Raw genomic sequence first — 22,451 nt, 5'->3', positions numbered from 1 at the left:
CACCGCCGAACTGGGGTCCGGCTGGGTTGACCTGGTCGAGCCTCGCTTCGATGCTGCCCGTGCCGTCCTCCTGGACGACCGCTGGGCCTCTGCTCGTGAGGACGTCGCACGCTTCGCCACCGANGCTCGTGCCCCGCGACGAGAACGGCCGTTCGAACTACCGTATGGGCGCCCTGCGTCCCAACCAGTTCGGCGTGGACGACGCTCACGTCGTGGAGTACGTCGCCTCGATCGCCGAGGCCTCGGGTGAGTTCCTCCAGATCGTGAACTTCAACCTGGCCGACCAGCAGTACGCGGTCGCGGGTACGGTCGCGGGCCTGAAGGCTCTCGAGGGGGACGCATCCAAGCGCGCCGCCGAGCGCGGCGGCAAGCGCCCCTTCATGTATGTTCCCGGCATCGACGTGCCCTTCCACTCCACCGTTCTGCGAGGCGGCGTGGCGGACTTCCGCACGAAGCTTGACGAGCGTATTCCCGCAGAGATCGATCCCGCGAAGCTCGTGGGCCGCTACATCCCCAACCTGGTGGCGCGTCCCTTCGAACTCACCCGCGAGTTCGCCCAGTCCATCCTCGACGTGGTCCCCTCCGAGACGGTGCGCGAGCTGCTTGAGGCTCCCGGCGCGTGGGACGCGGCTCTGGCCAACCCAGGCGCTCTGACCCGCACACTGCTCATCGAGCTGCTGTGCTGGCAGTTTGCCTCCCCGGTGCGCTGGATCGAGACGCAGCGCGTACTGCTCTCGACCGAAGAGGCCGCCCCCGGCGTTGTCGGCCTGGGCGTCGATCAGGTCATTGAGGTCGGCCTCGGCGCCGCCCCAACCCTGGCGAACCTGGCCGCGCGCACGCNGCACGATACGTCAACGAACGCCAACGACCCGAATGAGTCGGACCTGCACACCCGCGTCGGCAAGGCGCTGGGCCGCACCCCCGGTAACCCGCTGCTCGTCGTCTCGCAGAAGACCCTCACTGGTCACACGAAGGGCGGTGCCTGCGTGTTCCAGGTCGGCGGTATCATCGACGTGTTCCGCACGGGCATGATCCCCGCGAACGTCGCACTCGACTGCGTTGACGACGCGATGGAACAGTACAGCCCGCTCGTGTGGCTGCGTTCCCCGCTGAATCTGAACTCGCGCGGTCCGGTGCGCGCGGCGTTCGCGACCTCGCTCGGCTTCGGACATGTCTCCGGCTTCCTGGCCCTTGTCAACCCCGCGGCCTTCGAGGCCATCGTGGAGCGCGAGTTCGGTCGCGACGCACTCGATGCCTGGCGTGCTGCTTCCGATCGTCGCCTACGAAGCGGTCAGCGTCACATCGAGATGGGTATGCTGGGCCACGCCCCGTTGTTCACCTCGATTGATGCACGACGACTGCCCGACGATCCGGCTGTCGGCGTCGCGGGTGATGCGCACGAGGTCGAGGCCGCGATCCTGCTGGATCCGAACGCTCGCCTCGGCGAGGACGGCTTCTATCACATGCCGGAAAGCAAGTGAGTGATGCGCGGACTCGGCGTTGACCTGGTGTCCCTCCCTGAGTTTGCCGCTCAGGTGAGGGAGCCAGGCTCGGCCTTCCTGGCGGGCGTACTGACGCCCCGGGAGGCCCGCCGGGTCCGCGCACGCGCCGCCTCCACCTCAGGCGCGCATCCCGGCTCCGCCCGCTACGACGCTGCCGTGGCTCGTCACGCGGGCGGCCTGTGGGCCGCGAAAGAAGCCTTCATCAAGGCGTGGTCGTGCGCGCTCTTTGGTCAGTCTCCCCTCATCGGGACAGACGAGGTCGACTGGCGCGAGATCGAGGTCATCCACGATGAGTGGAACCGACCCGCCATCGCGTTACACGGTCGTGTCAGTGCCGCCTGCGTGGAATCGCTGGGTTCCTCCTCATCGTGGAAGGCACTCGTCTCGATCAGCCACGACGGACCAACCGCGATCGCTCAAGTGATCATCGCCGACACGCCAGGCTAATAAAGATCCTCGGGCGGCGCGGGTTCCTCCGGCTCTTCTCCAGTCTCATCCGAGGCCTTCGGGGTCCCTTTCACCGCCGAATAATCGAAACGCGACACCGACTGCCAACACGGGTCCGAGGAGTCCTCCTCGGACCCGTCGTGCGTATACGGGGCAGGGGCGACTGGTGGGCACCCGTCGCGCACCTGCAAGGCCGTACTGGTCGGCACTCCTTGCACCGCAGCCGGTTCCTGGCCTGCGTCACCAGTTCGCGCATCGACCGGGTTCTCTGCCAGAGCGCAAGTGTGCTGCGGCTGCGCACCAACCAACCCATGCGCCCCTTCACCCGCTATGTCTCCGTCCGGCACGGGGGTACAGCACACCGTCTCCGTCTCGCTAAGCGGCTCGCGCCCAGAATGTTCGGTCCTCGTCGAAAAAGGATCATTCGGGCTGCCAGCAGCCGGCTCCTGCGTCGAATGAGCCCCGTTCTTCGTGTACCGCGACGTGCCCTTCGCCATGTCATGCCCAACAGCGCTGGCACGGAACACAATAGACGAACGGATCTGCCCGTTCGCGTCCACCCACGCGTTCGGGACAGGTCGGGCCACCACGATCACCGGATCGCCCTTGCAGCAGCAGCGAACCACGTTGTCGGCTAGCTTGTCCCACGTCTCAATCGTGTACCAGTAGGCGCCATCCTCCACGTAGGAGGCGTTGCCCGTGCGCGCATCGACCGTGAAACGCCAGCGGGGAATTGCCAGGCGAAACGTCGTCACGCACGTGTCTCCCTTGATATGTTTCATCGTCGGGACCGAACCGATACGCCCCTTGAGGGTCGTTGAAATGTCCTGCATCATTGCTTCCCTTTCCGATACTGCCCGGCGAGTGCCGGATACCTCCAGGAAACCCCGCGATCCTCCGTCTTTCAAGCCAGGAGACGCGTCCTGTGGATAGATGCAGACACCCGCGACCCCCTGTGGAAAACGTGACACGAACCATCCCCTGTGGACACGCAGCGCATGCAGGACTCGCGCGTGGCGGCACCCCTCACCGGGATGCCGCCGAATGCTGATGCGTGGGGGAAGTCAGGCCTCGGGTATCTNTGGAGTTGAAGCGGTAGCCTTCGCCGCGCACCGTCGAGATGAGGTCGGGAGCCGCGGAGAGCTTCTTGCGCAAGCGACGAATGTGAGCATCGACGGTGCGCGAGTCGGCTCCGAGGTCCGCGTGGACCCACACGGATGCGAACAGTTCGTCGCGGGTGACAGCGCGGTCGGCGTTAGCGGCCAGGTATGCGAGGAGGTCGTGTTCTTTGGCGGACAGTCCCGCATCGCGCCCATCGAGAGTGACCTGTCCGCGGTCGATGTCAATGTCGATGCGGGAGGAACTTAGACGCAGGCCAGCTAGGACATCCAGAAATTCCTCATAGGAGGTGGGGCGGTCGTCGGCGTTGCGGACGGAGGGGGCGGGGGCGTTGACGAGAGTCATGGGTGTATCCGATTCTTCGGGGCCGCACTCCCACTATCGACGTGGGTATATCACTGCGGCGGTGATTGACAGGTGTATCTGGGGCGTCAATCACATACACATTCGCGAGATCATGCCGCCGGAGGGGCAGCACATAGGGTTCGCGAAGGTCGTCATGGCTCTAGTTTGTCGAAGCCTGGCCAAGGCAGCAACACTATGTTCAATAGGTGAGATTGTGTAACAGGCATGTGCGTCGGATGAGTGTGTGTTCTTCGATGTCATCGCACGGCGCATGACGAGAACTACCACCTCCCATACTCCGTCTCGGCCTCGTTGCCGTGGGTGGCCTGCGATGATGCTGCTATGGCAAGGGGCGAGACCTTTCGGTCCCGCCCCTCACCTCAACGCCTAGGCGACGTTTCAGCCGTCCAGGCCACGCTGGGCACGCACTTGCCGAGTAGCGCAGACAAGGTTGTCCAGCGACGCCTTCGTTTCCGCATAGCCACGCGTCTTCAGGCCACAGTCGGGGTTAACCCACAGGCGCGAGACCGGAACAGCGTCAGCAGCCAGGCCGATCAGCTCAGCGAGTTCTTCGACGCTAGGCACGCGGGGAGCGTGAATGTCCCACACGCCGGGGCCGATACCGTGATCAAAGCCGGCCTCCGCTAGCTCGGGGACGACCTCCATCTTCGAGCGCGCCGCCTCAATCGAGGTCACGTCGGCGTCCAGGCCCTTGATGGCGTCGATGATCTGGCCGAACTCGGAGTAGCACAGGTGGGTGTGGATCTGAGTGTCGGGTCGTACCGAAGAGGTGGCAAGACGGAAGGCCCCTACCGACCAGTTCAGGTAGTCGGCGTGACGGTCGGCATCCAGGGGCAGGAGTTCACGCAGGGCGGGCTCGTCGACCTGGATGGCGGCGATACCGGCGGCCTCGAGGTCGGCGACCTCGTCGCGCAGAGCCAGGCCGATCTGGTCAGCGATCTCGCCCAGGGGCAGGTCATTTCGCGGGAAGGACCACGCGATGATCGTAACCGGACCCGTGAGCATGCCCTTGACGGGCTTATCCGACAGAGACTGAGCGTAGGTAGTCCAGCTCACGGTCATGGGTGCAGGGCGGGACACATCGCCCCACAGGATGGACGGACGCGTACAACGAGAGCCGTAGGACTGTACCCAGCCGTTGCGTGTCGCAGCGAAACCGTCAAGCAGTTCCGCAAAGTACTGGACCATGTCGTTACGCTCGGCCTCACCGTGGACGAGAACGTCCAGGCCCAACTCTTCCTGGAGGGTGATCACCGAGGCGATTTCCTCACGCATGCGCGCCTCGTAGTCCGCGTCAGACAGCTCACCACGGGCGTTGGCGGCGCGAACCTTACGGATGTCGGTGGTCTGAGGGAAGGACCCGATCGTCGTCGTGGGTAGCGGGGGCAGGTGCAGTCGCTCGGCCTGGGCGGCCTCACGCTCCAAGTAAGGTTCGCGGGTGCGGTCAGCCTCAGTCAGTCCAGCTGCACGCGCGCGGACCTCGGGGCGCACGACGCCAGGAGTGGCAGCGCGCTGGGCGAGGACGCGAGACGCCTCGGCGACCTCGTCGTCGATGGCTTCCCATCCCTCATCCAGTCCGCGTGCCAGGGTCACCACCTCGACGACCTTCTGATCAGCGAAAGCAAGCCAGGCGTGCAGGTTCTCGTTGAGGGTCGCGTCGTCCCAGGTCTCCAGCGCGGTGTCGTGGGGCACGTGCTGCAGGGAGTTGGAGGTGGCGACGGTGACGCGGCCAGCGCTCAGGGCCTGCGCTGCCTTCAGGGTCTCGCGCGCCTGGGCGAGGTCGGCGCGCCAAACGTAACGACCGTCGATAGCGCCGACAACGAGGGTAACCCCGGACAGATCCGCTCCTTTGGGCAGGGAACCGCGCAGCGTGTCGACGTGGAGGGCCTCGACTCCAGTCTTTGCCAGCGCGCCCACCGCGTGGGAGGCATCGCCGTAGGGGGTGGTGAGCAGGATCTGGGGGCGCTCGGTCGCGGCTGCGAGGCGCTCGTAGACGCGGACAGCCAATTCGCCTAGCTCGGCGCGACTGTGCGAAAGGTTGTCGGATGTCAAGGCGGGTTCGTCAAGCTGAACCCACGGGGCACCCGCTGCGCGCAGGGAGGCCAGTGCCTCCGCGTATGCGGCCACGGCCTCGTCGATGCGGGTGAGCGGATCGAAGTCGGGGGTAGCTGGGTCGGCCTTAGCCAGGGCCAGGTAGGTGACGGGACCAACCAGGACGGGGCGGGTCACGTAGCCCCACTCACGGGCGTCCGTGAAGCGGCGCACGACCGTGTCATCCGCGAAGCGCAGAGGCGTGTCGGGTCCTATCTCGGGGACCAGATAGTGGTAGTTCGTGTCGAACCACTTCGTCATTTCTTCGGGACCGACCTTGTCGTCGCCGCGAGCGAGAGCAAAGTAGAGGTCAAGGCCCTCACGTCCAGCGAAACGCGGGGGGACGGCACCCAGGAGAACCGTGGCATCCAGGACGTGGTCATACAGGGAGGGCGCATCGGCAAGCGAAGCATCGGATGCGTCAAGACCAAGGGCGACCAGGCGCGACAGGTTTTCCTTGCGCAGCTCGTCTGCCGCGTCAAGCAATTCGGCGTCGGTTATACGACCCGCCCAGCGGGCCTCGAGGGCACGCTTGAGCTGACGTTCGCGGCCTATACGCGGATAGGCCAGGATCGTGGCGGTGGGAAACTGCGCGGTGGCAGCGGACATGGTGTTCTCCTTGGGTGTGCTACTCGTGCGGCGCACGCGGGCTTGGCCCGCACCCGGCCGCGGGGTGGATAAAGGGGCGCGTTCAGTCGCGCGTCAAGGGGTGCGAGGCCGGGGACCACTGCGGGTCCGGCGTCACTCCCATGAGAGCCAGAATGTCGAGGACAGGCCGTGCCCTGTTGAAGGTGTACAGGTGGACGCCCGGGGCGCCCGCGTCCAGGACTGCGTGAATGAGGCGGGAACCAAAGGCAGCGCCGAATTCATTGCGGCGTTCCTGGTCATCCCATCCGGCGAGGGTGGATAGGAGTTGCTCGGGAACTTCAATACCTGTGAGGCTCTGGACGCGGCGCAGGCGCGCCGGGTCGGTCGCGGGAAGGATTCCCGGAACAATCGGGATGGTGACGCCTGCCCGGCGGGCGCGCTCGACGAAGGCGGAATAGACGTCGGCGTCCCAGAATAGTTGGGTGATCGCAAAGGACGCGCCTGCCGCTTGCTTGACGAGGAGACGCTCCACCTCCTGTGAAGGGGTCGTTCCTGCGGCGGGGTTGCCCGCGGGGAACGCGGCGACGGCAATGGTCAGGGGTTTGAAGGCGGAGCGGAGAGCCTCGCCCGGGTGTGCGTCGCAGCGGCGCTTTTCAACCGTGCGAATCAGGTGAATGAGTTCGGTGGCGCTGGCGACACCGCCGGGTCCGGGCGTCCAGTCCTCCTGACCGGCCGGCGGATCGCCGCGCAGAGCGAGGAAGGTTCGTACGCCCGACTCTAAGTAGTCGTACACGGTCGAGACGACTTCGGCTGTCGAATTGCCCACGCAGGTCAGGTGAGCGATCGGCTGAATCGGGGTGTCGCGCACGAGGCGTTGAACCGTTGCGCGGGCATTATTGCGGTCCTTGCCACCCGCGCCGTAGGTCACTGACATGAAATCGGGACGCACCTGAAGGAGATGGTCAACCGTGTCCCAGAACGAGGCTTCCAGGGAGGGCTTGCGTGGAGGCATGACCTCGAAGGACAAGAGCGTGGGTTCGTGGTCGTGGGTGCAAGGACAGGCGTAATCGTCGTCGGAGAATGACACAATAAACTCTTCGGTCGCGGCATCGTCCCGCCTGCGTGCACGTGCGTGCATCTGATGTTGTGACGGCGGGTCGGGGCCTATGGATGGCGGACGTCGTTGTCAGCTGCGCATTCGGGCACGAATCGACCCGCACATGCGACGGATGATGTTCGTTCGCGCGTTCATGACCCCAGTATCTCCACCTTCGTGCAGGTCACGCAGGGGCAGTCCACGTAACGGGAGTTTGTGACAGCGCGATTTCACGTGACCCGAGATGGACTCCTGCCAGTAGTTGGTTCGCTCATGCTCCCCCGGCGACGAGTTTTCCTAAGCGGCAAGTCCAGCCCCGGCGGCTCAGTCTCGTACCCATCCACTCACTCTCCTGGCCTGGTTCGCGAGTATCATGTGGAGAGCTGACAACGGAACGCCCCACGCCGCTGTGCGAGCGCCGCACGTGTCCCCCGAAGGGGGCCACGACCTCGTACGGCTGAGCTATTGTCGAACCTCTGAGAACTTTTCCAGTATGGACGCCGGTCACCCGATGAGGAGGATTCATATGTCCAACATCCGCACGGTAGCGTCTGTGACACCGCAAGACTGCTTGGATTTTGCTGACGCTGCCCTGTATCTCGCGGGGCATACGGTCTCGGATCCTTATCTGCGTGAGCTTCACGCAAAGGCAGCGACCGGCGAGATCACCGTCGAGGAAGCGGGGCGTCTCGGTGAGGAATACCTCTGCGCGAAGTTTGGCGTGGATCATGAGTGATCCGTCGTGGGATGCCTATTTCATCCCAGGGACCCACACGATGCGTAACAAGTTCACTCGCGGAGGACGTTTCCCCAACGGCATACCGTCGATGGTGGTGGTCGGTGCGTTGGAGGAGCATTGGGCGCGGCTGCGTCTGATGGAACTTACACGCTCCCCTCTCCTGGGCCGCTTCGACTACGACCACATGAAGGCAATTCATCGTCACATCTTCCAGGACACCTTCGTGTGGGCGGGCCAGGAACGCAGCGCACCCATGGGCGGGCCAATGATTAAGTTCGGCCCCGATGTGTCAGCGTTCCCCAAGTTTGATCCGCGCGACTATTCGGTCCCGCACGAATATACGTCAGCAGGGCGGGAGCTGACCGAGGCCGCGACACACGAGTACGCTCTCCTCAAGGAGGCCGATTATCTACGCGGACTGGCACTGGGCGACTTCGTCGACAACCTAGCATTACGCTGGGTGTCTCTCAACGTCGTGCATTCCTTCCGCGAGGGAAACACGCGCTCGCAGCTCGTGTTCTTCTCCGAACTCGCCCACCACGCTGGCTACCACCTGGATGCGAGAGCATTCCTACCTCCGAGTCGCGAGGATCGACTGGCTGGCGTCACGAACCCTGTTCGTGAACGTTTCGTCGCGGCGCGCTACTACTTCCAGGACTACCACGATCACACTCCGATGGCCGATACCCTCGCCGACGTGATCACTCCGCTGACTGAGGACCAGCGACGCGCCCGGCCCATCGTTCCCATTGAGCAGCGTTGAGAGCACACAGAGCCGGGGATCCGGACAACGTCGGATGATCGACTCCACGCTCGTCGTCGGCGCGTCTCACGCGGGCGTGTGCACGGCGACACTCATGCGGTGTGGATCGGTGGCGCCTCCGACAGGACTCGAACCTGCAACCTCGGGATTAGAAGGCCCTTGCTCTATCCATTGAGCTACGGAGGCGTGGCGCATGTGCGCTGCTTGTAAGACTAGCGGAGGTTAGTCGCGCTTTCCAACGGCGCGGCCCAACAGGAAGGACAGCAACGGGAAGAGGAGCACCGACAGTGCACCGGCGACGACCAACAGGGATGCCAGCCAGGTCGGGATGATCCCCGTGGAAGAGGCCAGGCCGGTGACAGCGACAATGATAGGTAGGCCAGTCGCGCTGTACAGGCCGATGCGCGTTGCATCGGCCCAGTTAACTCTCTCGACGGTCCCGTGGAAGCGCTCTAACACAACGATGGGCAGACCGCGCACGAGGAGGATCGCCCCGATGAAAGAGACGAGCAGGAACGGGTGGGTGGTAACGGCGCCCGGCGAAATCGTCATGCCGGATGTGACGAAGAAGAGGGGTATGAGGAAAGAAAAGCCGAGCGTGCGCAACTCTCCCTCGATCATCGTGAAATTACCGGGGGCCAGGGCGCGCACGATGACGCCGGCGGCGAACGCGCCGAGCACCATGTCCAAATCCAAGACGGCGGACAGGGCCATGAGGCCTGTCAGGATGACCATGACGACGCGCATGAGGGTCTTTTGTGAGGTCTGGGCGCCATGAAGGATAGTGCGCCCAATCTCGGGGTGGCGCAGCACGAAGCGGGTGGGGATCGCGACGGCGACGATGGTGGCGAGCACGAAGAACATGAGCACGGCGAAGGAAAGCCAGGGGCTGCGCGCTGACAGTAGCAGGGACATCGCGATGATGGGCGCGAGTTCGCCGATAGCCCCGTGAACTAGGACGGCCTTGCCGATCGTGGTCCCCATGACGCCGGCTTCCATGAGGATAGGCAGCAGGGTGCCCAGCGCGGTGGAGGTGAGTGCAATAGCCAGCGCGATGTAAGTTGAGTTCTCCACGCCCGTCGTCCCGGCGGCCGCGACGGCGCCCCACGACGCGCCGAGTCCGATGGCGAAGCAGGCGAGCCACGTAACCAGGGCACGCCGACCGGCCTGCCCATGCACCTGTGCGACGTCGATCTCGGTTCCGGCGATGAGGAAAAGCATGCCCATGCCGACCTCACGAAACACTGAGATCGGCTCTGTCAGGGTTGCTAGCCCGAGCACGCCCGGGCCGACGATAACCCCTAGGATGAGGAGCCATACAACGTCGGGTACGCGCTTGCGTGTGAGGGAGGCCAACAATGGTGTGAGCGCTGCCACTGCTGCGATGACAAAGAGGGACACAATCGCCCCTCCGGTGTCGGTGGTTCCGGACACTGCGACGAGGCCGTGGCTCGCTCCCCAACTCGCGGCGAGGACTGTGGTCGTCAGATTCATGTGCGTTCCTTTGCGTGTGTCACGCTCGGGCACACGGTGCCCTCAGGCGTGTGGCACGAGAGTAGGGCATAACGAAGGCCCGGGACGACGAGTCCCGGGCCCGTGCATGGATGCGAGGTCAGCCCTCGACGTCCAGGAGACCGTTCTTGTATGCCTTGGCCAGGCGGCGGGGCACGCGGATCTCACGGCCGGCAACCTTGATGGTGTTCAGCTCGGTAAGATCAGCCTTCCAAGTAGACCGGCGGGTGCGGGTGTTCGCACGGGACATCTTGCGCTTCGGAACTGCCATGTCTTACCGCTCCTCTTCTTTCTCGACGACTATTTTGATCGGTGCGCCACGCGGGCGCACGGCGACAACCCGACTAGACTACCACGGAGCCCGCTCGTGCGGCATATTGCGCGCAGGAGCATGGCTGCGATTCTGGTTACAGACTGGGAACGGCGGGGCTCCCCTAGACTTTCCTCATGCCTATTCTTCGCACCCTCGCCCAAGGCACGCTCCTCACACACGAGATCGAGATCAAGCGATCACGCTTTATCACGACACTGGCCAGGACGGACACTCCGAAGGAGGCTCGTGCGCTCATTGACGAGGTGAAAACGAAGCATCCTCAGGCGCGTCACAACTGCTCGGCGTACCTCATTGATCCGCCGGACGCCGCCGCCCTGCAGCATTCCTCCGATGACGGGGAACCATCGGGGACGGCGGGAACCCCCATGCTGGAAGCTCTGCGCGCCTCCAACACGTGGAATGCGACGGCGATCGTCACTCGCTACTTCGGTGGGATTCTGCTCGGCGGGGGCGGCCTCGTACGCGCCTATTCAACCTCCGTGTCCGAGGCGGTGGCCGCAGCTCCCATCGCTTACCTCGTGGAACGCGATGTGCTGCAAACATGCTTGAATCCCGCTGATGCTGGTCGCATCGAAGCGGAGCTGCGCGCGCGTGGAGCCTCAATCCTGGACGCCACGTGGACTCAAGAGGTGACGCTCACGATTGGTATCGACCCCGCGCAGCGTGACGCCTTTGACGCGTGCCTGGCCCAGGCCTCGTCGGGTGTTGCAAAGTTTCGCTACGTGGAAACGCGCCGGGTTGAACTAGACGAGGCTCCGAGCGGGGGATAACAATTCGGGGGTACCACTTTCTTGGAAGGACCCCTCATGGCTCGCATCGCCTCCACCGTCGCCGATCTGATTGGCGGCACCCCCCTCGTTCGCATTAACCGCATCGCTGGCGACGACGTGGACGTCGTCGCGAAGGTCGAGTCCTTCAACCCTGCTTCTTCCGTCAAGGACCGCATCGCGCGCTCAATCATCGACGCTGCCGAGGCCTCGGGAGCCCTGGCCCCCGGCGGCACGATCGTCGAGGCTACCTCCGGCAACACGGGCATCGCCCTGTCGATGGTGGGCGCGGCGCGGGGCTACAAGGTCGTCATCGTCATGCCCTCCTCCATGTCCCTGGAGCGCCGCGCGATCGTGCGCGCCTTCGGCGCCGAACTGGTCCTCACCGACCCGAAGGGCGGCGTCTCCGCCGCGGTCGCCGAGGCTGAGCGCATCGCGTCCGAGCGCCCCGGAGCGATCATCGCCTCCCAGTTCACGAACCCCGCGAACCCCGCCGCGCACATCGCTCACACGGGCGAGGAGATCTGGGCGGACACCGACGGCCAGGTCGACGTGTTCGTCGCCGGCGTGGGTACGGGCGGCACCATCTCGGGCGTCGCGCGCGTCCTGAAAGACAAGAACCCGAACGTGCACATCGTCGCCGTGCAGCCCGCCGAGTCTCCCCTGCTGACCGGCGGCGCCCCCGGCCCTCACGGTATTCAGGGCCTCATGCCTAACTTTGTGCCCGACACCTTCGACGCGGCTCTCATCGACGAAGTCGTCTCCGTCGAGACCGCGACCGCGCTTGAATTCGCGCGCCGCGCCGCCGCCGAAGAGGGCCTGCTCGTGGGAATTTCCTCGGGTGCTGCCCTGGCGGGGGCCGCCGTGGTCGCGGCTCGCCCCGAACTGGTCGGCAAGAAGATTGTCACACTGCTGCCTGACACGGGTGAGCGTTACCTCTCGACGGCACTGTTCGCCGGTCTTGAAGACTGAACACCCCGTCATGACGCGTTAGAGTGGCCCCGGATAGAATGTCCGGGGCCACTTGCGCACTCGCCGTATCCATCCACCGGAGGAGGAACCCGTGAAGCTCACCGTCCACGCCCTGTCGCGCATTTTTTCTGGCGTGTTCCCCACGAGGGCGCTCGGTTTGTTCCACGAAGACCTGATGACCGCGCGTCGGCGTGACCCTGCGGCCACGTCCTCTCTGGAGATCGCCCTGACCTACCCGGGCGTGCACGCCCTGTGGACTCACCGCGTGTCCCACGCCCTGTGGCAGTTCGGCGCTCACACGCCTGCTCGCGCTTTGTCTTCTGTTGTCCGTGCTGTCACCGGGGTGGACATCCACCCCGAGGCTCAGATCGGTCGACGTGTGTTCATCGATCACGCGACGGGCGTCGTCATCGGCCAGACCGCGCAGGTCGGCAATGACGTCGTCATTTTCCACGGTGTCACCCTGGGCGGCGTCGCCATGACGCCGGGTAAGCGCCACCCCACAGTCGGTGACCATGTCATGATCGGCGCAGGAGCAAAAGTCTTAGGTCCTATCACTGTTGGGACCGGCGTCAAGATTGGCGCTAACGCCGTCGTCGTCAAGGATGTACCCTGCGGCAACGTAGCGATCGGCGTGCCCGCGCGTCTGCTGCCCAAGCCAGAAAAGGATACCCGCGACCGCGATCTGATCGTCGATCCGAGCTATTTCTTTGAGGAGCCGGCGCTCTACATCTGAGCCTGTCGGCTCGTCTGGGGCAATACCCGTCGAGAATTCGTTCACGAACCGCGACAAAGTGAGCACCCTCACCTATAGTTGGTTTATGGACGCTCGAACTCTACATGCCCCATTGGACGCGTTGTCAGCGGCGGATCGGCCCCAGGGTATTGAGATCGCCACGCTCACAACATTCGACATTCCCGCTCTTGCGGCGCTCACCCTCGAGGCGTACGACGACGCTGTCACGCCCGAGGCACTTCTTGAAACCTCCGAGGAACTCCGTCTCACCTTCGAAGGCGCCTTCGGCGAAACAACCGAAGATTCTTTCGTCGGCGCATGGGACGGCGGCACACTCGTCGGCGCGATCCTCGTCGTGCGTGAGTCACCCTGGGATGATGCCCCCGATGGCCCCTTCGTCGTTGACCTGATCGTTGCGCCGGACTACCGTCGGCGGGGCATCGCGACTGCACTCATCTCAGAGGTGGCCTCCAGGTGCACGAACTGGGGTTTCGATTCCCTTGCCCTGCGCTTGGATAGGCGCCACGGCGGCGCTCGAGAACTCTACTCGGTTCTCGGATTCGAGGAAATCGCCTGATCTGCACGGGCAGGAGCGCGAGCCGCGGCCCGCGCTCCCCCCGCAGGAATCCTTGCGCTCAGCGCTGGCAGGACGGACACCAGAACAGGCGTCGGTTCTGCATGAGAGCTTCGCGGATCGGCGTCCCGCAGCGCAGGCACGGACGGCCTGTGCGGTGGTAGGCGTACCAGCGCGAGGCCTCCTCGTCCCCTTCGATCGGCGGGTTGGGTGCCTCCTGCGGGTCCATCGTGTCTAGGCGCCCGGCGGCCAGGCCGCGGTTCATGAGGTCACAGATGAGGACCCACAACTCCCGCAGGCGCTTGAGGGAGATGTTGGCACCCTTGCGGTGCGGTGAGATACCCGCGAGGAACAGGGCGTCGGCACGGTAGATGTTACCCACGCCCGCAATGATCGACTGGTCCATGACGATCTCGCCGATCGCGCGCTTCTTCGAGTGGGCGACCTTGGCGAAACGCTCCATAGCCTCGGCGTCGGAGCGAGCCCCGGCGTCCAGGGGGTCGGGCCCCAGCTTCGATTCGGCTACGACTCGTTCCTCATCCGTGATGAGGTCGCAGCGGTTAGGACCCACGAGGTCGGCGACGGCGTGGTCGTTGAACAGGCGCAGGCGCACGGCTCCGACCGGTTCCGGGGGCTCCCACTCGCCCGCCTTGGCCTCGCCGAACCCCTCGCCCCAGCGGGTCTCGGAGTGTCCGTTCCACTCCCCCTTCTGGGCGTTGGGGATGCGGTGGGCGACACCGTGCCCCTCATCAACAACAGTTTCGTCACCGTTGAAGCGCCACCAGCCGTACAGGCCCAGGTGGATGTGCACCCACCGGTCCGGCCAGGGAGCATCCTCGCCGAGGAGGGGTTCACCACTGCCGGCCGCGGCGCCCTCGAGGAGGTCCACCCCGGCCTCGTACACCTCACCCGGGGTGGGCGCGACAAAACCGATGAACATGTGTTTGCCATGCACGCGCACACGCTGTATGACCCACCCGTCCAGAAGGGCGGCCGAGGACGCGAAGCGCCCCTGCGGGGACGATGCCGAGACGATACCCCCGACGAAAAGCTCGTCGAGGGTACCGGCTAGGCGACGGACTGCATCGCCTTCAGGCATGAGACCTCACTTCTTGACGACGACGTTAACCAGCTTCGGCACGCGGGCGATCACCTTGAGAGGCTGCGCCCCACCGAGGGCCTTCACGATCGGCGCCTCGGCCAGCGCTGCCGCGATGAGATCCTCCTCGGAGATGGAGGGGGCGACCTCGATGCGGGCCTTCACCTTGCCGTTGACCTGGACGATGGCCGTCACCGTGTCTTCGACCAGCAGCGAGGCGTCCTCGACGACCGGGAAAGGCTCGCGGGCCAGGGAGTTTTCATGGCCGAGGCGGCTCCACAGTTCCTCGCACACGTGCGGGGCGACGGGGGCGAGCATGAGGACCAGCGGCTCGATCGCGTCACGCGGGACAGTATCCAGGCTGGTCAGGTGGTTGTTGAGGACGATGAGCTTGGAGATCGCCGTGTTGATACGCAGGTTCTCGTATTCGTCAGTGACCTCGGCGATCGTGCGCGCCACCAGGCGGCGCGTCGCCTCATCCGAGGGCTCGTCAGTGACCGTCAGCTCGCCGGTCTCCTCGTCGACGGCGTTACGCCACAGGCGCTGCAGGAAACGCTGAGAGCCGACGACCGCGCGGGTCTCCCACGGGCGCGACAGGTCGAGGGGACCCATGCTCATCTCGTACACGCGGAAGACGTCGGCGCCGTAGGCGTCGTACATCTCGTCGGGCGTGACGATGTTCTTCAGGGACTTGCCCATCTTGCCGTACTCGCGGCCCACGGGCTCGCCCTTGTAGGTGAAGCCGCTGGTCTCGTCGCCCTCGACCTCGTCGGCGGGCACATACTGGCCGCGAGAGTCCGTGTAGGCGTAGGCCTGGACGTATCCCTGGTTGAAGAGCGTGTGGTAGGGCTCGGAGTCGGGCACGTGGCCCAGGTCGAACAGGACCTTCTGCCAGAAGCGGGCGTAGAGCAGGTGCAGGACCGCGTGCTCGACGCCGCCGACGTACATGTCGGTACCGCCGCTAGCCTTACCCTCGCGCGGCCCCATCCAATAGTTCAGGTTCTCCGCGTCGGCGAAGCGATCGGAGTTCGTGGGGTCGGTGTAGCGCATCTCGTACCAGCACGAACCGGCCCACTGGGGCATCGTGTTGGTCTCGCGGCGGTAGCGCTTGGGTCCGTCGCCCAGGTCGAGGGTGACGTTCACCCATTCTTCGGCGCGGCCCAGCGGCGCCTCGGGCGAGGATTCGGCGTCGTCGGCGTCGAAGGTGCGGGGGCTGTAGTCGCTGACCTCGGGCAGCTCGACGGGCAGCATCTCCTCGGGCAGGGCGTGCGCGACACCGTCCTCGTCCCACACGATCGGGAAGGGCTCGCCCCAGTAGCGCTGGCGGCTGAAGAGCCAGTCGCGCAGGCGATAGGTGACGGTGGCGTGGCCCAGACCCTTGGCGACCAGCCACTCGATCATGGCGGCCTTGGCCTCGTCCTTGGCCAGGCCGTTCAGGTCGATCTCGTCGTTCGCGGAGTCGACGGCCACGCCGTCGCCCGTGTAGGCGCCGGCCTCGAGGTCGGGGCCGTAGGGGTCGTCCGCGGGGCCGATGGTACGCACGACNCTTCGAGGTGCCTCACACGCACCTGCACGTCATCCCACTGCGCGACGAGACCGACATTCTCCTCTCCAAAGCAGCCCCCGCCACTGACGAGGAACTCGACGCCGCCATGACATCCCTGCGCGAGGCCCTCCTCGTCGCCGGTCACAAGGCCCACGTTCCCCCGGCGATGGGTAGCGCGGACCTGAACTAAGTACCCTCCCCTGACGTCTGGCAGTGGCATCGCCCCGCCGCATCGAGCGGAACGCAGGGGCGGGGTCACGGCCTCGCCCGCGCGGGTCACGCTAATCGGTGATGCACAACTGGAGGACCACCGCTCAACCANACGACCATGAAGGTCGCGCCGAAGAGGGTATCGGGGCGCGTCGTGTACACGTCTAGGAAATCGGGGGTGGCACCAGCCTCACGCGCGCCTGGCACGTCGAAGCGGACGGTAGCCCCCTCGGACCGGCCAATCCAGTTGCGCTGCATGGTGCGCACCTTCTCGGGCCAGTTGATGGTGTCGAGGTCGTCGACCAGACGCTTGCCGTAAGCGGTGATACGCATCATCCACTGGCGCAGGTTGCGCTTGAACACCGGGTAGTTGCCGCGCTCTGAGCGGCCGTCCGCGGTGACCTCTTCGTTGGCCAGGACCGTGCCGAGGCCGGGGCACCAGTTGACGGGGGCCTCGGAAACGTAGGCGAGGCGGTAGGAGTCGACGACCTTGGCCTGGGAGGCGCGGTCCAGGGAGTTGTAGTCCGAGCCATCCTCCGGCCGGATCTCACCTGACTCGAGCTTGGCGATCAGCTCACCGATCGGGCGGGCAGCGCCGGAAGAGCCGTCGGGTGCCGTGGCCTCGGGGTCGAACCATGAGTTGAAAACCTGCAGGAAGATCCACTGCGTCCAGTGCACGTACTCAATGTCGGTCGTCGCAAACGAGCGGCGCGAGTCGTGAGACAGACCCATGCGGCGCAGCTGGCGGCGCATGTTCGCGATGTTCTGATTCGTCGTGATAGCCGGATGCTGACCGGTCTGGACGGCGTACTGCTCAGCGGGCAGGCCAAAAGCGTCATAGCCCATCGTGTACAAGACGTTGTCGCCCTTCATGCGGCGGTAGCGCGCCAGCGTGTCGGTCGCGATGTAACCGAGCGGGTGCCCCACGTGCAAGCCCTTCCCCGAGGGATAGGGGAACATGTCGAGAATGAAGTAGGGGTTGCTGGACGCCAGCGGGCCAGCTAGGTCACCCGTCGGGTTGTCCGCGTAGAACGTGCCCAGCTCCTCCCAGCGTTCCTGCCACTTCGTCTCGATCTGACCGGCAAGCTGCGCGGTGTAGCGCTGGGCCGGGGCACCTTGCGGATTTTCGCTCATCTGTGCGTTCCTCGCTTAACGATGGGTCGCGTAACAATACTCCCCACCAGCGTAGTTCACCCCCGCCCGCCCCGCCGGACGCGCCCACCTACCGAAGCGAGCGCAAATAGGTGACAATAGTCGCATGAGCACTGTCTTTGAAAACATCATCTCGGGCGTGTGGCCCGGACGCTTCGTGTGGGCCGACGACCTGTGCGTCGCCTTCGCCACGATCGAACCGACCTCCCCCGGGCACGTCCTCGTCGTCCCGCGCTGCCCCTACGAGGCGTGGACCGACGCCCCCTCGGACGTGGCAGCGCACCTGATGAAGGTGGCACGCGCGATTGGCCTGGCGCAGAAAGCGGCTTTCGGCGTGCCGCGCGCAGGCATGGCCATCGCAGGCTTCGAGGTGCCTCACACGCACCTGCACGTCATCCCACTGCGCGACGAGACCGACATTCTCCTCTCCAAAGCAGCCCCCGCCACTGACGAGGAACTCGACGCCGCCATGACATCCCTGCGCGAGGCCCTCCTCGTCGCCGGTCACAAGGCCCACGTTCCCCCGGCGATGGGTAGCGCGGACCTGAACTAAGTACCCTCCCCTGACGTCTGGCAGTGGCATCGCCCCGCCGCATCGAGCGGAACGCAGGGGCGGGGTCACGGCCTCGCCCGCGCGGGTCACGCTAATCGGTGATGCACAACTGGAGGACCACCGCTCAACCACGACCTCGCCCGCGCGGGTCGCGCTAAGCGCGCACGCCGATGCCCGAGGCCAGGGCCTCCCCCAACTGCACCATCTGCCCATCATCGAGGGCCACGGTGATCGCCCCCGGGGCGCGGCCAACGAGGACCACGTCGGCACCCGGCACGAGGCCGACCTCCTCCCAGGCCCGCAGGGCCTGCGGGTCACGGTCAGGCAGGCGCTCAACCATGCCGCCGTCCCCCACCGCCAGGCTATCCAGGGGAACTCCCGGGACCTCATCGCTGCAACCGTCCGCGCGCGGGATGGGGTCGCCGTGAGGGTCGCGAGTCGGATAGCCGAGCACCTTGTCGAGGCGGTCAAGCAGGCGCTCAGAGACGGCATGCTCGAGGATCTCCGCTTCTTCGTGCACCTCATCCCACGAAAAGCCGAGGGCCTCGTGCAGGTAGGTTTCGAGCAGGCGGTGGCGTCGCACCATGCCCAGGGCGACGGCACGCCCCTCCTCCGTCAGACGCACACGCCCATAGCGCTCGTGTGTCACGAGTCCTTGCCGGGCGAGGCGCTGGACATTCTCCGTCGTCGTCGAAGGGACCACGCCCATGTATTCGCCGATGTCTTTCGGCTTAACGCCATCACGGCCAGCTTCCTCGGCGCTCCACACGAGCTTGAGGATGTCCTCGACGACTGCTGAGTATTCGCTCGACGCCTCCGGCATGGCTTCCCCTTTCGCTCAAACTCCCATTGTAGGCAAGACCGACCTAGTCGCCCGCGCAGGATGCGACATAGGACACGAGCACCCCCACTGACTTGCACCGACCCTACCGGGCCTGTATATTTACTTCTCGGTTGCAAGACCCCCGCGTCATTAGCTCAATTGGCAGAGCAGCTGACTCTTAATCAGCGGGTTGAGGGTTCAAGTCCCCCATGACGCACAGCTTTCCCGGCTTCGGCTGGCGAGAGTNCCCGGGACCTCATCGCTGCAACCGTCCGCGCGCGGGATGGGGTCGCCGTGAGGGTCGCGAGTCGGATAGCCGAGCACCTTGTCGAGGCGGTCAAGCAGGCGCTCAGAGACGGCATGCTCGAGGATCTCCGCTTCTTCGTGCACCTCATCCCACGAAAAGCCGAGGGCCTCGTGCAGGTAGGTTTCGAGCAGGCGGTGGCGTCGCACCATGCCCAGGGCGACGGCACGCCCCTCCTCCGTCAGACGCACACGCCCATAGCGCTCGTGTGTCACGAGTCCTTGCCGGGCGAGGCGCTGGACATTCTCCGTCGTCGTCGAAGGGACCACGCCCATGTATTCGCCGATGTCTTTCGGCTTAACGCCATCACGGCCAGCTTCCTCGGCGCTCCACACGAGCTTGAGGATGTCCTCGACGACTGCTGAGTATTCGCTCGACGCCTCCGGCATGGCTTCCCCTTTCGCTCAAACTCCCATTGTAGGCAAGACCGACCTAGTCGCCCGCGCAGGATGCGACATAGGACACGAGCACCCCCACTGACTTGCACCGACCCTACCGGGCCTGTATATTTACTTCTCGGTTGCAAGACCCCCGCGTCATTAGCTCAATTGGCAGAGCAGCTGACTCTTAATCAGCGGGTTGAGGGTTCAAGTCCCCCATGACGCACAGCTTTCCCGGCTTCGGCTGGCGAGAGTCCCGCGTCATTAGCTCAATTGGCAGAGCAGCTGACTCTTAATCAGCGGGTTGAGGGTTCAAGTCCCCCATGACGCACAGATAGCCGACGGCCTTCAGGTCGTCGGCTTTTCGCATGCCCGGCCCGGCCAGCCCAGGCGGTCGGGGCCGCCGACAGACCGCACACCCGGGATTAGGGGGTTATAGGACGGGCTATAGGCGCAAACGTGGTGCTTTAGACGGCGTGTCGTGGGTCTAGTGGGCGCGTCCGGCCCAGCCTTTGCGTGGCCAGAGTCCTTCTTCTGGGGTGGGGGTTCCTTCCGGGATTCCGTGGCGTTTCTGATCGGTGTGNGACCGCCAGGTGAGCGGCCCGGTTCTCCACCCTGTGATCGCATCGGACTTTGATGCGGATCGCGTCCAGGTAGATCACCGGGTAGAACGCTTCTAGGGGGCGGTGCTGCCAGTCCAAGACGGCCTCGCATACCGCGTCAGTGATCGTTGAAATCGTCCCGGCACTGACCTCCACGCCCAGGGTGGAGGCCAGGTGATGGCGGATATCGCGTACCGTCATCCCCCCGGCATACAAGCTGATAATCATCGAATCCAAGCCATCGAGGCGCCGCTGTCCTTTACGCACCAGGCGCGGGGTGAACGAGCCTGCCCGGTCCCGGGGGACCTCGATCTCGAAGGCTCCCACCTCCGATATCACGGTCTTCTTCGTCGTGCCGTTCCTCGTGTTCGAGCGCGCCTGCCCACTGGTCTGGCCCTTCTCATACCCCAAATGCTGGGTCAGCTCAGCGGCCAACCCGCGCTCCAAGGCCTCCTTGAGCAACGCCGGCAACAAGCCCTGGCTGCCCGTCATCTCGACCTCGCCAGCATCAAGACGCTCAAACAACGCATCCAACGCCCCCGAGCTGCGAAGCTCCTCCACAGCCTCACGCCCACTAGCGCGAGCCACAACAACATCATCATCATTCATCATGCATCAATCCTTTCAAACAAGAAGACGGATACACAGACAATTAAACACGCCCTCGAGGCCCGGCATGCGGCACCAGCACTCCCGCCAGAACACCCTTCGTCACGATGGCCCCCAGCAGCACCGCAAGGCCACCACCGGGCGGTCTATCCAGAAGTTTCGCATGCAATTCCCCCAGCACCGCATCGCACCACACATCCACATCGTTGGAATTGCAACGTTTGTAGAAACTGTTGAAAGTTCACCAAATCAAATTGCATGCGAAACTGCTCCGAGCGAGCGCTACCAACGCGCACGTGGGCCCTATATTGTGCGCCTGGGCGACCCTGCCATCGGGTTGACGCGGAGCGCACCGCAAGACAGCTCTTCGCTCGCGGATAGACCGTTGAGTCACCGGCGCACGTCAACTGCGCGCGATGGTGGGTACGTCGCAGACGACGAGGCCGGGGCACCTCGTGGATAACCCCGGCCTCGGCCTCACGCGATGCACCCGAGCCACGTTCGCATCGCGTCAGGCACAGACCTATGCTATCGGCCGCAACTGGCCCCTGCTATCAAGCGCGGCACCTGCGCAGGGCGATCACCCCAGCGCCGATGAGGCCTAGGAGGGCCGGCGCACCAGCGGAGCCTCCCGCGACCGAACCCGTGCATGCGAGCCTCGGAGCAGGCGTNAGCCTGTCAATTTTTCTGTGTATGGGGGTTAGAGGTAGGGGGTGATTCGGTCGGGGTAGGCGGTGGTGAGTTGGGCGAGGGCTTGTTTCCAGTTGGTGGTGGTGTGTCCTTGGATGAGGCGGGTGTGTCCTGTTCGTTTGTTGGCGGGTTTCCCGGCGTCTGTGAGGCGCTGGGCGGCTCTTTTGTCTTCGATGTTGCAGATGGCGAGCCACAAGAGTTTGACGGCGGCTTCTTCGCTGGGGAAATGCCCGCGGTTCTTGGTGATTTTGCGTAGCTGGTAGTTCAAGGACTCGATAGCGTTGGTGGTGTACACGACGCGGCGCAGCATGGGCGGGAACGCCAGGAACGGCGTGAAGCGCTGCCAGGCGCGCTGCCAGGTGGCAACGGTTTGGGGGTAGCGCGCTCCCAGGTCGCTGGCCGCGAAGTCTTCCAGCGCCTCTCGGGCGGTTTCCTCGTTGGGCGCGCTGTAGACCCGCTTTAGAGCGGTGGCGACGCTCTTGCGGTCCTTGTAGGACACGAAACGCATGGAGGCGCGGATTAAGTGAACGACGCAGGTTTGGACCATGGACTGGGGCCAGGTCGCTTCGATGGCTTCGGGCAGGCCAGTCAACCCGTCGCAGCACACGATCAGGACATCGCGTAGGCCTCGGTTGGCCAGCTCGGCGCACACGTGGGCCCAAAAGGAGGCGCCTTCATCGGCTTGGACCCAGATGCCCAGCACGTGCTTGACGCCCTCCATGTCCACTCCGACCGCCAGGTGAGCGGCCCGGTTCTCCACCCTGTGATCGCATCGGACTTTGATGCGGATCGCATCCAGGTAGATCACCGGGTAGAACGCTTCTAGGGGGCGGTGCTGCCACTCCAAGACGGCCTCGCATACCGCGTCAGTGATCGT

Annotated in this window: 18 protein-coding genes, 4 tRNA genes and 4 pseudogenes; 13 read left to right on the top strand and 13 right to left on the bottom strand. The window is 64.8% G+C overall.

The genetic code is table 11. The features are described from left to right. Positions 1-125: 125 nt before the first annotated feature. The 3 genes and pseudogenes from BQ7477_RS12400 to BQ7477_RS05780 all read left to right on the top strand — a co-directional run. Positions 126-839, top strand: a pseudogene (locus BQ7477_RS12400) (hypothetical protein); the annotation flags it as partial. Beyond that, positions 816-1,481 (top strand): hypothetical protein, encoded by a 666-nt coding sequence (locus BQ7477_RS12395; RefSeq protein ID WP_234968738.1) that lies wholly within the window; start codon positions 816-818, stop codon positions 1,479-1,481. The pseudogene BQ7477_RS12400 and the gene BQ7477_RS12395, both read left to right, overlap by 24 nt. Before the next feature lie 3 nt (positions 1,482-1,484). Beyond that, complete coding sequence (locus tag BQ7477_RS05780) at positions 1,485-1,949, top strand: holo-ACP synthase (RefSeq protein WP_073983151.1); 465 nt, start codon at positions 1,485-1,487, stop codon at positions 1,947-1,949. Here BQ7477_RS05780 and BQ7477_RS05775 read toward each other — a convergent pair. From BQ7477_RS05775 to BQ7477_RS05755, 4 genes are all read right to left on the bottom strand, one after another. Beyond that, entirely contained in the window at positions 1,946-2,785 is an 840-nt protein-coding gene (locus BQ7477_RS05775; RefSeq protein ID WP_234968708.1) for a single-stranded DNA-binding protein, read from the bottom strand. The two genes, BQ7477_RS05780 and BQ7477_RS05775, sit on opposite strands and share 4 nt — an antisense overlap. A gap of 190 nt (positions 2,786-2,975) precedes the next feature. Then, on the bottom strand, positions 2,976-3,413 hold the full coding sequence (locus tag BQ7477_RS05770) for a winged helix-turn-helix domain-containing protein (RefSeq protein WP_073983150.1): 438 nt from the start codon (positions 3,411-3,413) through the stop codon (positions 2,976-2,978). A gap of 399 nt (positions 3,414-3,812) precedes the next feature. Next, positions 3,813-6,134 (bottom strand): 5-methyltetrahydropteroyltriglutamate--homocysteine S-methyltransferase, encoded by a 2,322-nt coding sequence (gene metE, locus BQ7477_RS05760; protein WP_073983148.1) that lies wholly within the window; start codon positions 6,132-6,134, stop codon positions 3,813-3,815. An 82-nt stretch (positions 6,135-6,216) separates the two neighbouring features. Continuing rightward, positions 6,217-7,200, bottom strand: a complete 984-nt coding sequence (locus BQ7477_RS05755; protein WP_073983147.1) for a methylenetetrahydrofolate reductase — start codon at positions 7,198-7,200, stop codon at positions 6,217-6,219. A 535-nt stretch (positions 7,201-7,735) separates the two neighbouring features. Here BQ7477_RS05755 and BQ7477_RS05750 point away from each other — a divergent pair. Next, positions 7,736-7,945, top strand: a complete 210-nt coding sequence (locus BQ7477_RS05750) for a hypothetical protein (RefSeq protein ID WP_073983146.1) — start codon at positions 7,736-7,738, stop codon at positions 7,943-7,945. Then, positions 7,938-8,711 (top strand): Fic/DOC family protein, encoded by a 774-nt coding sequence (locus tag BQ7477_RS05745; RefSeq protein ID WP_234968707.1) that lies wholly within the window; start codon positions 7,938-7,940, stop codon positions 8,709-8,711. The genes BQ7477_RS05750 and BQ7477_RS05745 overlap by 8 nt, the downstream gene beginning before the upstream one ends. 110 nt (positions 8,712-8,821) lie before the next feature. Here the strand turns inward: BQ7477_RS05745 and BQ7477_RS05740 are convergent. The 3 genes from BQ7477_RS05740 to rpmF form a co-directional block, all read right to left on the bottom strand. Further along, positions 8,822-8,897: transfer RNA gene (locus BQ7477_RS05740), tRNA-Arg, on the bottom strand. Between the two features lie 36 nt (positions 8,898-8,933). Continuing rightward, positions 8,934-10,205, bottom strand: a complete 1,272-nt coding sequence (locus BQ7477_RS05735) for a cation:proton antiporter (RefSeq protein ID WP_073983145.1) — start codon at positions 10,203-10,205, stop codon at positions 8,934-8,936. A gap of 118 nt (positions 10,206-10,323) precedes the next feature. Further along, entirely contained in the window at positions 10,324-10,494 is a 171-nt protein-coding gene (gene rpmF, locus BQ7477_RS05730; RefSeq protein WP_073983144.1) for a 50S ribosomal protein L32, read from the bottom strand. A gap of 176 nt (positions 10,495-10,670) precedes the next feature. Here rpmF and BQ7477_RS05725 point away from each other — a divergent pair, with 176 nt between their 5' ends. From BQ7477_RS05725 to BQ7477_RS05710, 4 genes are all read left to right on the top strand, one after another. Further along, complete coding sequence (locus BQ7477_RS05725) at positions 10,671-11,327, top strand: YigZ family protein (RefSeq protein WP_073983143.1); 657 nt, start codon at positions 10,671-10,673, stop codon at positions 11,325-11,327. A gap of 36 nt (positions 11,328-11,363) precedes the next feature. Continuing rightward, positions 11,364-12,296 (top strand): cysteine synthase A, encoded by a 933-nt coding sequence (gene cysK / locus BQ7477_RS05720; protein ID WP_073983142.1) that lies wholly within the window; start codon positions 11,364-11,366, stop codon positions 12,294-12,296. Positions 12,297-12,387: 91 nt separating this feature from the next. Continuing rightward, entirely contained in the window at positions 12,388-13,032 is a 645-nt protein-coding gene (cysE, locus tag BQ7477_RS05715; RefSeq protein ID WP_073983141.1) for a serine O-acetyltransferase, read from the top strand. Positions 13,033-13,117: 85 nt separating this feature from the next. Beyond that, positions 13,118-13,609, top strand: coding sequence for a GNAT family N-acetyltransferase (locus BQ7477_RS05710; protein ID WP_073983140.1), 492 nt, complete (start codon positions 13,118-13,120; stop codon positions 13,607-13,609). Between the two features lie 58 nt (positions 13,610-13,667). Here the strand turns inward: BQ7477_RS05710 and BQ7477_RS05705 are convergent, their stop codons facing one another. Both BQ7477_RS05705 and BQ7477_RS13020 read right to left on the bottom strand, forming a co-directional pair. Next, positions 13,668-14,705, bottom strand: coding sequence for an Fpg/Nei family DNA glycosylase (locus BQ7477_RS05705; RefSeq protein WP_073983139.1), 1,038 nt, complete (start codon positions 14,703-14,705; stop codon positions 13,668-13,670). Positions 14,706-14,711: 6 nt separating this feature from the next. Next, positions 14,712-17,595, bottom strand: a pseudogene (locus tag BQ7477_RS13020) (leucine--tRNA ligase). A 124-nt stretch (positions 17,596-17,719) separates the two neighbouring features. Between BQ7477_RS13020 and BQ7477_RS05685 the strand changes: the two are divergent. Next, positions 17,720-18,166 carry an HIT family protein gene (locus tag BQ7477_RS05685; protein WP_073983138.1) on the top strand — a complete coding sequence of 149 codons (447 nt, stop codon included), beginning with the start codon at positions 17,720-17,722 and terminating at the stop codon, positions 18,164-18,166. A gap of 154 nt (positions 18,167-18,320) precedes the next feature. On the opposite strand, the gene BQ7477_RS05680 is transcribed toward BQ7477_RS05685, so the two are convergent. Beyond that, positions 18,321-18,989, bottom strand: coding sequence for a metal-dependent transcriptional regulator (locus BQ7477_RS05680; protein ID WP_073983137.1), 669 nt, complete (start codon positions 18,987-18,989; stop codon positions 18,321-18,323). A gap of 144 nt (positions 18,990-19,133) precedes the next feature. Here BQ7477_RS05680 and BQ7477_RS05675 point away from each other — a divergent pair. Continuing rightward, positions 19,134-19,206 (top strand) — tRNA-Lys (locus tag BQ7477_RS05675). Between the two features lie 35 nt (positions 19,207-19,241). Here BQ7477_RS05675 and BQ7477_RS05670 read toward each other — a convergent pair. Further along, positions 19,242-19,682 (bottom strand): annotated as a pseudogene (locus BQ7477_RS05670) (metal-dependent transcriptional regulator); the annotation flags it as partial. A 144-nt stretch (positions 19,683-19,826) separates the two neighbouring features. On the opposite strand from BQ7477_RS05670, the gene BQ7477_RS05665 reads away from it, so the two are divergent. Continuing rightward, a tRNA-Lys gene (locus BQ7477_RS05665) sits at positions 19,827-19,899 on the top strand. Positions 19,900-19,931: 32 nt separating this feature from the next. Beyond that, positions 19,932-20,004: transfer RNA gene (locus BQ7477_RS05660), tRNA-Lys, on the top strand. A 253-nt stretch (positions 20,005-20,257) separates the two neighbouring features. Here the strand turns inward: BQ7477_RS05660 and BQ7477_RS05655 are convergent. Both BQ7477_RS05655 and BQ7477_RS05645 read right to left on the bottom strand, forming a co-directional pair. Continuing rightward, positions 20,258-20,887: pseudogene (locus tag BQ7477_RS05655) on the bottom strand (transposase); the annotation flags it as partial. 697 nt (positions 20,888-21,584) lie between these two features. Continuing rightward, a partial coding sequence (locus tag BQ7477_RS05645) for an IS256 family transposase (protein ID WP_129582528.1) occupies positions 21,585-22,451 on the bottom strand: 867 nt, incomplete at its 5' end.

It is taken from the genome of Actinomyces bouchesdurhonensis, assembly GCF_900128465.1.
GTDB classification, from domain to species: Bacteria; Actinomycetota; Actinomycetes; order Actinomycetales; family Actinomycetaceae; genus Pauljensenia; species Pauljensenia bouchesdurhonensis.
This window is presented reverse-complemented; position numbering and strand designations above follow the sequence as displayed.

Excerpts from the sequence above, each read along its gene's own strand:
- BQ7477_RS05710 (WP_073983140.1), top strand. The coding sequence starts at position 13,118 with ATGGACGCTCGAACTCTACATGCCCCATTGGACGCGTTGTCAGCGGCG.
- cysK (WP_073983142.1), top strand. The coding sequence starts at position 11,364 with ATGGCTCGCATCGCCTCCACCGTCGCCGATCTGATTGGCGGCACCCCC.
- BQ7477_RS05725 (WP_073983143.1), top strand. The coding sequence starts at position 10,671 with ATGCCTATTCTTCGCACCCTCGCCCAAGGCACGCTCCTCACACACGAG.
- BQ7477_RS05735 (WP_073983145.1), bottom strand. The coding sequence starts at position 10,205 with ATGAATCTGACGACCACAGTCCTCGCCGCGAGTTGGGGAGCGAGCCAC.
- BQ7477_RS05685 (WP_073983138.1), top strand. The coding sequence starts at position 17,720 with ATGAGCACTGTCTTTGAAAACATCATCTCGGGCGTGTGGCCCGGACGC.
- BQ7477_RS05750 (WP_073983146.1), top strand. The coding sequence starts at position 7,736 with ATGTCCAACATCCGCACGGTAGCGTCTGTGACACCGCAAGACTGCTTG.
- BQ7477_RS05680 (WP_073983137.1), bottom strand. The coding sequence starts at position 18,989 with ATGCCGGAGGCGTCGAGCGAATACTCAGCAGTCGTCGAGGACATCCTC.
- metE (WP_073983148.1), bottom strand. The coding sequence starts at position 6,134 with ATGTCCGCTGCCACCGCGCAGTTTCCCACCGCCACGATCCTGGCCTAT.
- BQ7477_RS05705 (WP_073983139.1), bottom strand. The coding sequence starts at position 14,705 with ATGCCTGAAGGCGATGCAGTCCGTCGCCTAGCCGGTACCCTCGACGAG.
- BQ7477_RS05780 (WP_073983151.1), top strand. The coding sequence starts at position 1,485 with ATGCGCGGACTCGGCGTTGACCTGGTGTCCCTCCCTGAGTTTGCCGCT.
- BQ7477_RS05775 (WP_234968708.1), bottom strand. The coding sequence starts at position 2,785 with ATGATGCAGGACATTTCAACGACCCTCAAGGGGCGTATCGGTTCGGTC.
- rpmF (WP_073983144.1), bottom strand. The coding sequence starts at position 10,494 with ATGGCAGTTCCGAAGCGCAAGATGTCCCGTGCGAACACCCGCACCCGC.
- BQ7477_RS05745 (WP_234968707.1), top strand. The coding sequence starts at position 7,938 with ATGAGTGATCCGTCGTGGGATGCCTATTTCATCCCAGGGACCCACACG.